Origin of the sequence: Moorena sp. SIO3B2 (assembly GCF_010692525.1) — a bacterium.
GTDB lineage: Bacteria > Cyanobacteriota > Cyanobacteriia > Cyanobacteriales > Coleofasciculaceae > Moorena > Moorena producens.
On the sequence record NZ_JAAHHE010000053.1, the window covers coordinates 20026 to 33994 of the forward strand.

At 39.9% G+C, this 13969-nt stretch carries 14 protein-coding genes and 2 pseudogenes; 1 reads left to right on the forward strand and 15 read right to left on the reverse strand.

Annotated features, from left to right (window positions below):
- Nucleotides 1-85: 85 nt before the first annotated feature.
- The 10 genes from F6K38_RS14760 to F6K38_RS14805 form a co-directional block, all read right to left on the reverse strand.
- The gene (locus tag F6K38_RS14760; protein ID WP_229419086.1) at nt 86-3661 is read right to left on the reverse strand and encodes a contractile injection system tape measure protein; all 3576 of its coding nucleotides are present in this window, start codon (nt 3659-3661) and stop codon (nt 86-88) included.
- Nucleotides 3662-3672: 11 nt separating this feature from the next.
- Entirely contained in the window at nt 3673-5856 is a 2184-nt protein-coding gene (locus tag F6K38_RS14765; protein ID WP_009149583.1) for a baseplate wedge protein, read from the reverse strand.
- Between the two features lie 17 nt (nt 5857-5873).
- Nucleotides 5874-6209 (reverse strand): DUF5615 family PIN-like protein, encoded by a 336-nt coding sequence (locus F6K38_RS14770; RefSeq protein ID WP_009149585.1) that lies wholly within the window; start codon nt 6207-6209, stop codon nt 5874-5876.
- Between the two features lie 3 nt (nt 6210-6212).
- A complete protein-coding gene (locus tag F6K38_RS14775; RefSeq protein ID WP_009149587.1) occupies nt 6213-6554 on the reverse strand; it encodes a DUF433 domain-containing protein in 342 nt (113 codons plus the stop codon).
- A 198-nt stretch (nt 6555-6752) separates the two neighbouring features.
- Nucleotides 6753-6950: a hypothetical protein gene (locus F6K38_RS14780; RefSeq protein WP_044494489.1), complete on the reverse strand. Its 198-nt coding sequence runs from the start codon at nt 6948-6950 to the stop codon at nt 6753-6755.
- A gap of 124 nt (nt 6951-7074) precedes the next feature.
- On the reverse strand, nt 7075-7317 hold the full coding sequence (locus F6K38_RS14785) for a hypothetical protein (RefSeq protein WP_009149589.1): 243 nt from the start codon (nt 7315-7317) through the stop codon (nt 7075-7077).
- 244 nt (nt 7318-7561) lie between these two features.
- On the reverse strand, nt 7562-7858 hold the full coding sequence (locus tag F6K38_RS14790) for a hypothetical protein (RefSeq protein ID WP_009149590.1): 297 nt from the start codon (nt 7856-7858) through the stop codon (nt 7562-7564).
- Nucleotides 7845-8150: a BrnT family toxin gene (locus F6K38_RS14795; protein ID WP_009149592.1), complete on the reverse strand. Its 306-nt coding sequence runs from the start codon at nt 8148-8150 to the stop codon at nt 7845-7847. The genes F6K38_RS14790 and F6K38_RS14795 overlap by 14 nt, the downstream gene beginning before the upstream one ends.
- A gap of 4 nt (nt 8151-8154) precedes the next feature.
- On the reverse strand, nt 8155-8286 hold the full coding sequence (locus F6K38_RS14800) for a hypothetical protein (RefSeq protein ID WP_009149594.1): 132 nt from the start codon (nt 8284-8286) through the stop codon (nt 8155-8157).
- Nucleotides 8287-8434: 148 nt separating this feature from the next.
- Nucleotides 8435-9043: a Uma2 family endonuclease gene (locus tag F6K38_RS14805; protein WP_009149596.1), complete on the reverse strand. Its 609-nt coding sequence runs from the start codon at nt 9041-9043 to the stop codon at nt 8435-8437.
- 262 nt (nt 9044-9305) lie between these two features.
- On the opposite strand from F6K38_RS14805, the gene F6K38_RS14810 reads away from it, so the two are divergent.
- Nucleotides 9306-9482 carry a hypothetical protein gene (locus F6K38_RS14810; protein ID WP_154659889.1) on the forward strand — a complete coding sequence of 59 codons (177 nt, stop codon included), beginning with the start codon at nt 9306-9308 and terminating at the stop codon, nt 9480-9482.
- 62 nt (nt 9483-9544) lie between these two features.
- Here the strand turns inward: F6K38_RS14810 and F6K38_RS14815 are convergent.
- From F6K38_RS14815 to F6K38_RS14835, 5 genes and pseudogenes are all read right to left on the reverse strand, one after another.
- A pseudogene (locus F6K38_RS14815) lies at nt 9545-10222 on the reverse strand (Uma2 family endonuclease).
- A gap of 143 nt (nt 10223-10365) precedes the next feature.
- Entirely contained in the window at nt 10366-10824 is a 459-nt protein-coding gene (locus F6K38_RS14820; protein WP_009149601.1) for a type II toxin-antitoxin system VapC family toxin, read from the reverse strand.
- On the reverse strand, nt 10811-11050 hold the full coding sequence (locus F6K38_RS14825; protein WP_009149603.1) for a hypothetical protein: 240 nt from the start codon (nt 11048-11050) through the stop codon (nt 10811-10813). The genes F6K38_RS14820 and F6K38_RS14825 overlap by 14 nt, the downstream gene beginning before the upstream one ends.
- Nucleotides 11051-11283: 233 nt before the next feature.
- A complete protein-coding gene (locus tag F6K38_RS14830; RefSeq protein ID WP_009149605.1) occupies nt 11284-11835 on the reverse strand; it encodes a Uma2 family endonuclease in 552 nt (183 codons plus the stop codon).
- Nucleotides 11836-12025: 190 nt separating this feature from the next.
- Nucleotides 12026-13969, reverse strand: a pseudogene (locus F6K38_RS14835) (hypothetical protein); the annotation flags it as partial.

The following is a 13969-nucleotide window of genomic DNA, read 5'->3' on the forward strand; positions in this document are numbered from 1 at the left end:
TGCCTTTTGCCTTTTGCCTTGCGCGTAGCGCTATACCTATTCCCTATTCCCTGTTCCCTATTCCCTGTTCCCTATTCCCTACAGTTTACCACTCTACGTATAAAATATTATCCATCCACGGCAGCTTAACAACTCGTATGCTCCAAGGAATTCTATCTAGTAAAATATCGTAAGTTTCACGTTCAACCTGTAGCAGCCAACTACCATCACGAATTCTCACAATACCGTTTCTCTGCAAAAAAGCTCTTCTAAATCCTTCTATTGATGTATTTTTCAAAATAGACCAATTTTGAATCACAGCAGATAGCAAGTTTTCACATTCTGCTCGTTCTTGTGCGGTGATTTCTAAATTGGTGTCTATAGGTTCTAATAAATCTATACCGCATAGTATTTTATTAAGAGGTAAACTGTGTTCTGGTATTTCTGTTGAGTGATCAACTAAATACTGGAGTAAAAGGGCTGCTCGTTCAGCAGATATGGTATTAATAAAAATCTTATCTTGTACCAATCCTATTTTGACAAAGAAGCGAGTCAGAAATGGCCAGATCAAAATTAATCCTGCATTGTAAATGTAGATTTCATCAGAGTCACTAAAAGTATTGACAACATCTGGAAATCTGGTTTGCTCGGACTTGAGTTCTTGTTGGATGTTGAGTTTAAGAGTTTGACAACTTTTCTGTAGTTGTTTGAAGCGTGTAATCAGGTCTGATGACCTTTGGACTTGGGCAGAATTATTGATTTCATTTAGTAATACTTCTATTTCAGTCTTAAGTTGATTAATTTGCTGTTTATGTTGGGGTAATATCTGGCTATTTAAATCAAGGTGTTGCAATTCCCTTAATAGGTGTTCCAGTTGTTCCCTTTCTTTAATAAACTCTGTATATTGCCTAGGGATTTGGATTCTATCTAAGATTTCTGGAAGTTGACTTTTAAATCCTTTTCCTGCTCTGACTAGATGCTCTATCTTGGCAACAAGATTAGTTAAAAATTCAGGATAGTTAATGTTATTACTGGTGCCAATATGTAATAAATTGTCTTGGACTAACTTGAGCTTATCTACTTGAGTCTTACTCTCTGAGGAGATACTGAAAAGTATTCCTTGCCATCTCTCCAATCTCAATTTGGCTTCCGGAATATTTATGGTCTGCTCTAGCTGTTCCAAGACCGGTTTTATGTCTGTATTATAGTCGGCAATAAATTGGACTAAATTCCCAGTAAACAATCTGGCTATTTTTAGGAGTGTTGAATCCGAAAATTGGTAAATCAGGCGCTGCAATTGCTTGGGATTTTTTAAGCTTTGCTTAACAATAGACTTGACCTGATTTGGGGAATTGGTGATCAGGCGATCGCAATAGTCTTCTAGCTCTTGTTTGCTGAAGTTTTCCGGGAGTATACCTGTTTGGATAAAGTCGCTAAAAATGTCTAGTTGTGAAGCTCTTTCTTCAGCTCTAATCAACTGTGCATCTTGGTTAGGGATTTGGATTATATCTAAGATTTCTGGAAGTTGACTTTTAAATCCTTTTCCTGCTCTGACTAGATGCTCTATCTTGGCAACAAGACTAGTTAAAAAATCAGGATAGTTAATCCGATTACTGGTGGCAATATGTAATAAATTGTCTTGGACTAATTTGAGTTTATCTACTTTAGTCTTACTCTCTGAGGAGATGCTGAAAAATATTCCTTGCCATCTCTCCAATCTCAATTTGGCTTCCGGAATATTTATGGTCTGCTCTAGCTGTTCCAAGACCGGTTTTATGTCTGTATTATAGTCGGCAATAAATTGGACTGAATCCTCAGTAAACAATCCGACTATTTTGAGGAGTGTCGAATCCGAAAATTGGTAAATCAGGCGCTGCAATTGCTTGGAATTTTTTAAGCTTTGCTTAACAATAGACTTGACCTGATTTGGGGAATTGGTGATCAGGCGATCGCAATAGTCTTCTAGCTCTTGTTTGCTTAATTTTTCCGGGAGTATACTTGTTTGGATAAAGTCCCTAAAAATCTCTAGTTGTGAAGCTCTTTCTTCAGCTATAATCAACTGTGTATCTTGGCTAGGGATTTGGATTCTATCTAAGATTTCTGGAAGTCTGCTTTTAAATCCTTTTCCTTGTCTGACTAGATGCTCTATCTTGGCAACAATATTCCTTACAAACTCAGGATAGTTAATCCGATTACTGCTGGCAATATGTAATAAATTGTCTTGGACTAACTTCAGCTTATCTACTTGAGTATTACTCTCTGAGGAGATACTGAAAAGTATTCCTTGCCATCTCTCCAATCTCAATTTGGCTGCCGGAATATTTCTGGTCTGCTCTAGCTGTTCCAAGACCGGTTTTATGTCTGTATTATAGTCGGCAATAAACTGGACTGAATCCCCAGTAAACAATCCGGCTATTTTGAGGAGTGTTGAATCCGAAAATTGGTAAATCAGGCGCTGCAAATGCTTGGAATTTTTGAAGCTTTGCTTAACAATAGACTTGACCTGATTTGGGGAATTGGTGATCAAGTGATCGCAATATTGTTCTAGTTCTTGTTTGCTGAAGTTTTCGGGGAGTATACCTGTTTGGATAAAGTCGCTAAAAATGTCTAGTTGTGAAGCTCTTTCTTCAGCTCTAATCAACTGTGCATCTTGGTTAGGGATTTGGATTATATCTAAGATTTCTGGAAGTTGACTTTTAAATCCTTTTCCTGCTCTGACTAGATGCTCTATCTTGGCAACAAGACTAGTTAAAAAATCAGGATAGTTAATCCGATTACTGGTGGCAATATGTAATAAATTGTCTTGGACTAATTTGAGTTTATCTACTTTAGTCTTACTCTCTGAGGAGATGCTGAAAAATATTCCTTGCCATCTCTCCAATCTCAATTTGGCTTCCGGAATATTTATGGTCTGCTCTAGCTGTGCCAAGACAGCTTTTATATCTGTATTATAATCGGCAATAAACTGGACTAAATTACCAGTAAACAATCCGGCTATTTTGAGGAGTATTAAATCAGAAAATTGGTAAATCAGGCGCTGCAATTGCTTGGGATTTTTGAAGCTTTGCTTAACAATAGACTTGACCTGATTTGGGGAATTGGTGATCAGGCGATCGCAATAGTCTTCTAGCTCTTGTTTGCTTAAGTTTTCTGTCCACCAGGGTAGCATACCTGTTTGGATAAAGTAGCTTAAAATCTCTAGTTGTAAAGCGCTTTTACTAGCTATCTCTGATCTGCCAATTTGATCAGATAGTCTTTGATAGCGAGTTGCACTTACAGAGGTAACTTTATTTTGTCCTATATTTTCCCCCGTCTCTCCCTCTGTGCTACCAAGCAGTGGTGAAGACTTATCCAACTCAGTCTTAGGTTGTGGCTGTGTTGACAAACTATAATTTGAGTGGCTAATTTGTTCTGCTAATTGCTGTTGAATTTGTTCTAGTATTTTGTCAATCAATTCCTGTTCTAGATTATTGATATCGATATTTCCTAGGTCTATTTCTAGGGTATTAATTCGATGTATTGTATCTAAATCGCTGAACTGACTCAACAAATTATCAATGAGGGGGAGGACTTTATGGCGATATATTCTACTTACCTCATTTTGCAGTTCAAAAGCACCTTGTTGTGAACTTAAATTAAGTTCTATAATCTGTTTTTTTATAATATGTCGTTGTTGCTTCACTTCCAAAGGCTTTAACAAATCACTTCAAAATCTGTGCCGATAGTCATATATCCTAAAACCTTAAATGGTAGTATTTCAAGTCTACCATTTACCAAAAATTCTATCAGGTTATTAGTTGATTTTTTATCCATTTTTGTATTTAGCCAGAGCTGGTAGGCATTTTCAAAATTTATCATATTAGGTTTGTCTAACCAGTAGCAATAAGGGGTTATATGGGCGGGTATTTCGGCACTGATAATGTTATAAATTAGCTGTTTAAAGTTTTCTTCTTGAAAGCGAGGTAGCCAATTGGGGAATACAAAACTGATTTGGAAAGAGTAAGGATCTATTGTGTTTGAATCTGTGTTTGAATCTGTGTTTGATTTAAATTCTAAAAAATTCTCGTCTGAGTCGGGGTCGTTACTGCTGCGAGGACGAAGTAAAATATGTTCGACTATATGGAATCCTTCGGTTTCATCCAATTCATTGCAGAGAGCCAAAGTTTTTCGATGGTAAGGAATTCCTAGTAAACTACAAATTCTTTGTTTTAGTCCCGATACGTTTTCTGTATCCCAAACCTGACTGGAATCAGTGTAATTAAAGGCTTTACCCCTCCCAGCGCTAATTTGGGGATAATTTTGTAAGAAACTAATTTTATCATCAATCAGTTCTTCTTCCAGGATTGAATCATATAAAAGTAAGGAATAATCTGTGAACTTTTCACAAAACTGTGCCATTAAATGATCCAGAAAACGGTTTCTTCTTGCTAAATCAGTTTCATTCCATTTATCTGTTGGTGAATTGGACTCTGGATTTAGGACTTCTGCCGCACCTGGGAGGTTAGAAAGATCCTGGGAAAAGTAGGTTGTCTTGTTCTTAGTTTGAAAAGAGAATAAATCTTTAGCATGGTCTAATTGAGCAAAATAGTCAGCTAAAAGTTTATCAAAAAACATTAAATAAGCTTGCAGTTGTTTGGCTTGAGCCTTGCGTTTGGGAGATGCGGAAGCTGGTAAACCTATTTCTCCAATACCGTAAGTAGCAGGAAAATCGTTTTGGATTGATTCATAGTCAGATAATTCCCGGTATTGTCCCACTGGGATGGGGATATCTTTTGTTTGTTTTATTGATGGTGTTTTGGTGTTTTGCTGTTGTAAGGATTCCAGATGACTTTTAGCTTTAGCCAGGTTCAGATTGCACGAAATTTGTCCTTTATAAAAGGTAATGTTACTTGTCAAGCCATCTATATCTTTGAGTTGGGGTGTTAGATTAGGCTCTAATGCTAACGCCCATTCTTCTGATTCTGATGACTTGTCGCTTGAAATAGTAATGCTTCTAACAGTTTTTATCCCTGGAATATCTAAAATAATCCGAATTAGGTCAGAGGTGTGCAGTTGGTCTTTCTTGATAAAACTATCAAGTTGTTCGTTGTCAATGAAGCCATGTTCCAGGGGAACACCATCAAAGATTGCTTCAGGAGTTTTGCCTTGATCCAGTAGTTCTTTGACAGTGAAAAATTCTAGGTGAGGAGAAATAAAGTTATCTAAGCCCAAATATATCTGTGCCATTAATTCATTCACATCAAATCCTTCTTCAATCTCGATATCGGCTTTGATGGTGATTTCTTCAATGGGTAAGATTTCGACTGAAGCAAAATCTTCACACAGATTCCGATGCTGATTAAGTTTAGATTTTACTTTTTCTATGAGACTCGCTTCGTCAGAGACATTTTTGTCTTTTTCGATTAGTACCCGATAAAGTCCATTTAAGTTTACTTGCTGAGTGCGTTTAGAAGCTTCAAAAGTTAAGGTATGAAGAAGCGAATCGTAATAAATTGGTGGTTCTGAATTCTTAATTGGTTTAACCCATGCATTTTTCACACCATCAATGTCGATTAGAAGTTTGCGATAATCATTAATAGTGAGGGGATTAACGGTGAGGATTTCTCTGGCGGTGAAAAACTGCTTGTTGTTTATTTCTACATCTCCAGGAGCAGGTGCAAGCAAGTCTTTCATCTCGAAGTCAAGGCGGTAGCTCAAGTCCGTGATGGCATAGCAGAGTTGTTCTAGGATAGTAATACCAGGATCGTGGGTATTGTAGTCTGTCCACAGTTTCCCCCCTAGGCGTTCGATGTGCTTGATACCTTCTTGTCGCAATAAGGCGAAATTCATGCCAGGATGTTCTGGGGGGGCGTTGGAGATGGTAAGGTTTTCAGTCATGTTAAGTTATTTGTAATTTATTGCTGTGGACGGTTTACTCGAATTAATTTATTGGTCAAGGATTCTTCTTTAGAAATTGCTTGATTGATACGTTGAGCTAGACTTTTTATATCTCGATCGTCCGTACATACGATAATGCCATTATGGTTTGGTTGTTCAAGATGAAGTCTAATGAAATGACGACGATTTTGAGTTAAAATTGCTCTGTTGTTGTTTACGGCAAAAGCTAAAACTTCTGCATCAGAATCCCCAGCTTTTTCGGCTTCTTGAACGGTTAACACATTATGACCGAAATCTCGGAGAACTTGCACAACTGGTAAGGGAAATTGTTCGTCGGCATAAAGACGTGCCATAGATTATATTGTAGACTCCATTGCTTTTTTTTCCTCTCGAATAGCTGTTTCAATTTCTTCTGGATATGCCTTAGCATAAGCCCAAGCATTAACTAAATCAACAGCACGAAGTTGAGGATAAAATGCCAGTAATTCAGCATCAGTTGAACCCTGATCGCGTAAACTGACTAACAGCCACACAGGAATACGAGTATGTTCAATACAAGCATCCCCACCACATACCCCAGGGGTTTTGGTAATTCTCGAAGAACTATTGTTAATAACTTTGGTTAGTATTTCCATTGCTTCAGCTTGTTCAGTAGGGGTTAAGGCTAAGAGTTGAGTTTTTAATTCTTTAAGAGTCATGGTAATTACCTCATTATTTTTGCTAAGGAGGTTCGGTTTAAATTTGTAGATGGTGCGTTACGCTACCGCTAACCCACCCTACAAGATCGGTGTACGCACTTTGGTAAGGAGGTTCCGTTTAAATTTGTAGATGGTGCGTTACGCTACCGCTAACGCACCCTACAAGATCTACAATATCGGCGTACGCACTATGCTTTCCTATCGGATAGAGCGTGAGCCTTCTTGGGACATTAAAGGTAAATCCGGTCGTCTAAGGGGTTTGGAAATAATTTTTCTGTTGCTTGCCGTTTGTCGCTTCCGTAAGTCATCACAGATGGCTTTCAAATCGTAATTGAAACTTCTAGCGTGTTCCTCTCGAATTCTGTAGATCTCTTCTAGAATTTCATCTCTCCACATTTTTATTCTCCCATTAATTCATAAGGTGTACAAATAGTGGGCAACTCCTATTATACTGGTTTCAATGTAGACGGTTTCGCTCACAGAAATCTCTAAAATCTCTTCATCCCTGATCCTAAAGCATTTAATCCTTGTTCTGAAGGTGTGTTGCTAAAGCCTCGGTTTCTAATCCTTGCAAATTGTCTGGTTCAGATGCAGCACCATTATGTTTAGTTAACTCTTCTTCTAATACCTGAATTGCTCCTTGGATCCGGAGTAAGGTTTCACGGACATTGGCTTGTTTGGCTTCTAAATCGGCGAGTACTTTTTGTCCTGATTCAAATTCGGCTTTGAGTTGGGTTAGGCGTTGTTCGAGTTGTTCTTTCATGTTCCTTGTTGAATATGATGGGTTACAATAGTAATAATAGGTTGTTTAACTCGGCGGTAATTGGGAATAAAATCTTGATTTTATTAGGGGGCGTGTTTGGGTTTGGGTTGGGATACAAAACCTGGGATTAGTATATTATAGCGTTGATCGCACCGTTGCTTTGGTAAGGAGGTTCGGTTGAAATTTGTAGATGGTGCGTTACGCTACCGCTAACGCACCCTACAAGAGCGGCGATCGCTCTTACTTAACGGCTTGTTTCAGTGCGAATTTCTTGTAGGATATCCGATATTTCTGCTTCTGAGTCAATATGCTTGGCTAAAACCTGTGCTGTTGCTTCTAGTACGCGGTTAGAAAATGATTTGGCTAAATCCTCTCTTAGCCCTTGTCCAATATACAGTTTTAGTAATGCCTCACAAGACATATCTCGACTAGCAGCTACTTTTTTGAGGGATGCTAAGGTATCCGTTGGAATATCCAGGGATACTTTTTCTTGAGGACGGGGGTGCAGTTTAATGGTAAATTCTTCTTCAGGCTTGTTCATAGAGTTTCCTTTCATTTCGAGTAGCTTGACGAGCGGAAATTATCCGGTTTCGCCTTCCTCTTTCCACATAGACAACTAACAAAAGGCGTTGTTCTAAAGAATAGCCCAGAATAAACTCACGTTGCTCACCATTGGCTATATTATTGGGAGTTGCTTCTCCCTCTTGGTAAAAGGGATCAAAAAAAGCTTCTGTCGCTTCCTCAAAGCTAATACCATGTTTTTCCAGGTTACTCTGGGCTTTATTGCTATCCCACTCAAATTCAACGCCTTGTCGTTGATAGACAATATTCATGGGTTCATTCTACTTGGATGCGGAGTAAGGTTTCACGGACATTTGCTTGTTTGGCTTCTAAATCGGCGAGGACTTTTTGTCCTGATTCAAATTCGGCTTTGAGTTGGGTTAGGCGTTGTTCGAGTTGTTCTTTCATGTTTCTTGTTGAATATGATGGGTTACATTAGTAAGAAAAGGTTGTTTAACTCGGCGGTAATTGGGAATAAAATCAAGATTTTATTAGGGTGCGTGTTTGGGTTTGGGTTCGGATACAAAACCTGATCTTAGTACGCACTAGTTAATCCTCACCTTTGAGCCTGAAAAATCTGTTCGGCAGTTAACTTGAGTTCTGGGAATGTAGGTGACTCAATCACCTCGCTTCCCCTCAACTGCTGTACTTGGTATTCCCCATCCACAAGCTGATAGAGAGAGAGAGTCGGTTGTTTGGGATGACCAATAAAGCGCACTCCACCCACACCTAGATAATCCACAATCCAATATTCACGAATGCCCATCGCTTCGTAGTCAATGAGCTTGTAGCCATAATCGTCGCGCCAATTGGTGCTGACAACCTCGATAATTAGAGGGATGGATTCTCCATGAATCACCGTTGATTTTTTCTGCCATAAAGGCTCAGATGCCAGATGGGAACGATCAATGAGTAGCAAGTCTGGATTATAGCCAGTCTCCTTGTCCTTTGGTTTGACCAATGCTTTTTGAGGAATGCGATAGGGTAGCTGCATTTTTGTGTATTCCAGGGTCAATTCTTGGGTAAGAAATCCTGTAATATCTTCATGCTTTCCTGTGGGTTGCATCTCTACGATCTTTCCATCATGTAATTCGTAGCGCCTAGTCTCTGGCAGCCATTCAAGAAATTCATCAAAGGTTAGTAGTTTTGGTGATAATTGAATCATGGTGGATGGTAATAAAATAATGTTACTAATAGGGATGGTGTTACCGACTTGTTTCAGTGCGAATTTCTGGTAGGATATCCGATATTTCTGCTTCTGAGTCAATTTGGGTTGGGATACAAAACCTGAACTTAGTATATTATAAGGTCAGCTATCAGCTATCAGCTATCAGCTAATGCGCTACGCGCACGCTACGCGAACAGCTTATGGGCTATGGGCACGCTACGGGAACAGCTTTTGAATAAGCGATGCAGAGGTGCGACCCGTGGCGAATTTAATTCGCCTACGGAAAACGCACCATTACGGTCTTGGGGAGGCAGCGCGGTCTTGGGGGTTTCCCCCACTCGCTATTGCCGTGGTTTCCCCCACTCGCTATTGCATCAAGACAACAGGTAAACATTCGTTTAATCTCTGTTACGGAAAGCTCACGGCTGACCGCTGACCGCTGACCGCTGAATGCTTACATTATAAGCCCTAACGCACCCTACAAGAGCGGCGTTTGCACTACAAAGCCAGAGCGAAAATCTGCTGTGCAGATAAGTTGAACTGGGGAAAGGTCGGGGAAACAATGGTCGTTTTTTCCGTAAATGGATTCATCTGATATTCTCCATCTACCAAAGTACAAACAAACAGTGTGGGTTGCTTAGGGTTACCGATAAACTTTCTCGCCCCCAATGCTGCGTAATCGACAATCCAATATTCTTCAATACCCATCTCCTCATAATCTCTTAGGTGCGCTTGACCTTGGCGAATTTAATTCGCCACGGGTCGCACCTGAAGTTTATTGTAGTAATCGTCACGCCAATTAGTTGAAACAACCTCGACGATTAATTTGACCGAATCAGGATTTTGGATAATCGATTCGCTTTCCCATCGCGGTTCTGCCCCAAGAACTTCTTGGTTCAAAACGATGATGTCCGGCTCATAACCTGATTGTTGGCGTTTGGGTTTGACAATCGATTCTCTAGGAATAGTCCAAATGCCGCCTTTGCCCATCTGCCTGATAATTATTAATAGTTGCTCGATCAGGGCACCGGTTAGATTTGAATGTTTTCCCTTTGGCTTGGGCATTTCGATAATTACTCCATCATGGAGTTCGTACCGGACTTGGGAGTTTTCGGGATACCAGCTTATAAATTCATCAAAGCTGTATAGTTTGGGTTCGGCTTGGGCTTGAATCATAGGTCTTTTTTAGATTATTTGGCAACGGGTGACAGGGAACATAAAAATGATGTTGCCGGAGCTTCTGTGTTGTCTTATCTATCTGTTTTGGCAAGTTCTTATTCTAATACCTGAATTGCTCCTTGGATGGGGAGTATTATTAGTTAATAACTTGGCACAATCACCTCAATTTCAGGATGCCAATTAAAATCATCTTCATTAAACGTATAAATACTGGTTACTCCATGGGATATCATAATTGCCAGGTGCATTAAATCAAATACTCTAGCACCCTTTACAGGGTGTGTTTTGAGCAATTCAAACCATTGCTTAAAGATATTATCTGACATGGAGAGAAGTTCTATATTGGGCATTTGCAGAAATCTTTCAATCCGCATTATTGTCTCTTGAGTAGTCAGAGGATTGGCTACAGATTTGGAACTGGTAACAACAGCATAAAACTCGGCAATCACCTGAGAAGACAGACAGATAACTTCTATTTGACTAGGTCTTAAAATTTCTAAAGCTGCCCGATGTTTTTGCCTATTATCCTTACTTAAATCAATTGAATATACCAGAATTTTAGTGTCTAAATACCGTTTTATTTTATTATTCGATGCCATAGACATTACTTCTAGTAAGTGGTTCTTTTACACCAAGGTCAGCAACCAACCAATCAAACTCTTGATGAAGTTGCTTCAAGTCTTCTTTCTCTTTGTCTTCTTTTTCACTTATATCTTGTGAAAAAATATTCTGTTGAGAAACCGCCTTAAAAGCAGCAATAATTTCTTCAAGCATAGCAATCTGTTTCGGACTTAGATCTGTCACATCTATGACTTTATTTTTCATTACAATCTTCCTCGTTTACTATTAGGTGTTTTGATTATAGCATGAGCGTACGCACTTCTAGGGATAAGTTGTTTAATGCGATCGCACTTTAAGGTGTTGGTGGGCATTGCATAGGATAATATTCAACCTATTTCCTTATTTGTCGGCAATGCCCACCCTACAAGCTGTTCCCTGTTCTCTGTTCCCTACAATCCATAAATTGTATACCTCATAGCTATGATAATTGCTATATCTCAGATAGTTTTTGATATTAACTTTTCCACTGACACTTCAACATGGGGAAAGGCAACAAGGGAGAGACTTCCTTGGCTATAGGTTTGTTTGATTTGATAACTATCCCCTGATGGTTGCTGAAACACGATCAGTTGTTGAGCTTTCAAATCTACAACCCAATATTCTAAAATGCCAGCATGAGCATAGGCGATTCGCTTCTGTTCCAAGTCTTTTACCAAGGTAGTGTCAGATATTTCTATCAATAAGTAAATTTCCTCGGCAGAAGGGTGACGATGGTCATACAAGGAAACTGGCAATTTAACAACAGCAATATCTGGTTCGGGTTCAGAATCAGGAAGGGTAACTGGATGTGCTTCGTAGATTTTGGCGCAACCTCGGAGCTTTTCCCGTAAATAGTCTGCCATAGAATCGTTGATTTTCCGATGCAATGGTCCCTCTGGTGACATTTCAATAATTTTTCCCTCTAGTAATTCCACATGACGCTCACTGAGGATACCTGCTGCAATCATGTGATGATAGTCTTCAATTGACCATTTAGCTAAGGTAATCATTTTTATACACTAATTAAAGATGGCTCTTTTGGAATTTGTAGATGGTGCGTTACGCTACCGCTAACGCACCCTACAAGATCGGCGATCGCACTTTCTAGACATTGTATGCATTTATGTCTTTATTTTAATCCTCGGAGAGTGACACAAGAGGGATTAGAGCGGGTTTGGTTGTCAAATGACTAATGATTTCCTAAACACCTATTATTGGTAAGTAAAATGCCATGACCACAAGTGTTCTTCCGCCACCGAAGCCATCTAGGCATGATGGGTTGCTATTCCACCTTGCCACATTGTCGCCAACTTTCTTCCACTGGAGCTTAACGGTATGCTCACCTGTCTCAAGCGGCAAGACGAGATTGCCATTCAAATTCACATTAGGATGATTAGGGCTATGGGCTTGAAAGTGCGAACCAGATTGGGGACAGCCATTACCGTCCACGACTAGCCTTGTTGCAATGAGATTACGACCTTTACAATTCCCATTTGGTTGGACATTAATGGAATAGGTACAAAAAATTATTGCTTTTCTATCTAGCTTGAAAGGAACTGATGTATCGGAAACATCTTCCCACCCCGCGCATGTGATAGAAACATCAGTATTTGGTTGGGCTGCCCATATTCCAGCCAAAACCCCGCCACCTTTAATTTGTCCTGACACATCCAGCTTTGCCTCTGGACTATCCGTACCAATCCCCACATTGCCCTTTCCAGGCATTAAGGCAATATGATCGTCACAATGATTAGATGTTCCAATCTCCAGTGTCCTTGCCTCTGGTTCGCATCCTCGACGGTAATATCTGATCCAGGCAGCATCACCACAACTTAGTTGTATCGCTCCAGTTACAGTTAGGTTTTTTACTGAAAGCTCCTGACTCTGAGAACCAGAAAAACGTGTTTTTGTGTCTACATAGGTTTTAATTGCTTTCTGGGTTGGTATTACACAATCGCTATTACCTTCGAGAGTACCATCACAAGAAAATTCATTCACCGCTACTCCCTGTAGTAGCTTGAGATTGCCGTTCACTTCTAGTTTTGCCCCTGGATTTGTCCTCCCAATCCCCACATTACCATCTTTGGTGACGTTGAATACATCACACGCTTCTGCTGTAGAAAAGCTCAATCGCCCACCAGGTTTATTGGCAATTTCTACCCGATTATTCAATCCTTCGTTGGTGGAAAGTTCTAAGACGGCTAGGTTAGTGCAAGATTGAAATAAGCCTACTGCATCTGATCCTAGGACATGAAACTTGTGAGTTGGATTGCTCGTCCCAATCCCCACATTGCCTTTTCCAGGCATTAAAACAATATGATCGTGACAATGATTAGATGTTCCAATCTCCAGTGTCCTTGCTTCTGGTTCACCTCCTCTACGGTAATATCTGATCCAGGCAGCATCACCACAACTTAGTTGGATCGCTCCATTTACAGTTAGGTTTTTTGCTGAAAAATTCTGACTCACAGAACCATGGAGAAGCGCTTTAGTATCGGCATAGGTTTTAATTGCTTTCTGCGTTGGTATTGCACAATCGCTATTATCTTCGAGAGTACCATCACAAGAAAATTCATTCACCGCTACTCCCTGTTGTAGCTTGAGATTGCCCTTCACTTCTAGTTTTGCCCCTGGATCTATCGTCCCAATCCCCACATGGCAATCTTTGATAACCATCTGTACTATTCCGTCAGTACCAGGGTTCAGTTCATTGTTATCATGAGTACCACCTTTGTACCAAGCAAAATTATTGTCAGTGCGGAAATATTGAGTGCCATGCTGTATCCCTATCCCGTAATTATTATTACACATGTTAATTATCTGTCTTGTGGGTGTATCAAAGCTAAGACTTCCTGAGACAGATAATTCATTTGTGGTTGTACAGCCATCTACCCGTAGGTTTTTATCCCCTGGATCGGAATCACCACCAACGTGCAAACCGCCATTTATAGAGAGTTTAGCCCTTGGATTTGTCGTCCCAATCCCCACATTGCCCTTTCGAGGCATTAAGGCAATATGATCGTCACAATCATTAGATGTTCCAATCTCCAGTGTCGTATTTTCTCCTGAATTTCCACAACGGTAATACCTGATCCAGGCAGCATCTTTACTACCATAACCCGGTTCTTTAGTAAAGAAAATACC

Excerpts from the sequence above, each read along its gene's own strand:
- F6K38_RS14765 (WP_009149583.1), bottom strand. The coding sequence starts at position 5,856 with ATGACTGAAAACCTTACCATCTCCAACGCCCCCCCAGAACATCCTGGC.
- F6K38_RS14770 (WP_009149585.1), bottom strand. The coding sequence starts at position 6,209 with ATGGCACGTCTTTATGCCGACGAACAATTTCCCTTACCAGTTGTGCAA.
- F6K38_RS14775 (WP_009149587.1), bottom strand. The coding sequence starts at position 6,554 with ATGACTCTTAAAGAATTAAAAACTCAACTCTTAGCCTTAACCCCTACT.
- F6K38_RS14780 (WP_044494489.1), bottom strand. The coding sequence starts at position 6,950 with ATGTGGAGAGATGAAATTCTAGAAGAGATCTACAGAATTCGAGAGGAA.
- F6K38_RS14785 (WP_009149589.1), bottom strand. The coding sequence starts at position 7,317 with ATGAAAGAACAACTCGAACAACGCCTAACCCAACTCAAAGCCGAATTT.
- F6K38_RS14790 (WP_009149590.1), bottom strand. The coding sequence starts at position 7,858 with ATGAACAAGCCTGAAGAAGAATTTACCATTAAACTGCACCCCCGTCCT.
- F6K38_RS14795 (WP_009149592.1), bottom strand. The coding sequence starts at position 8,150 with ATGAATATTGTCTATCAACGACAAGGCGTTGAATTTGAGTGGGATAGC.
- F6K38_RS14800 (WP_009149594.1), bottom strand. The coding sequence starts at position 8,286 with ATGAAAGAACAACTCGAACAACGCCTAACCCAACTCAAAGCCGAATTT.
- F6K38_RS14805 (WP_009149596.1), bottom strand. The coding sequence starts at position 9,043 with ATGATTCAATTATCACCAAAACTACTAACCTTTGATGAATTTCTTGAA.
- F6K38_RS14820 (WP_009149601.1), bottom strand. The coding sequence starts at position 10,824 with ATGGCATCGAATAATAAAATAAAACGGTATTTAGACACTAAAATTCTG.
- F6K38_RS14825 (WP_009149603.1), bottom strand. The coding sequence starts at position 11,050 with ATGAAAAATAAAGTCATAGATGTGACAGATCTAAGTCCGAAACAGATT.
- F6K38_RS14830 (WP_009149605.1), bottom strand. The coding sequence starts at position 11,835 with ATGATTACCTTAGCTAAATGGTCAATTGAAGACTATCATCACATGATT.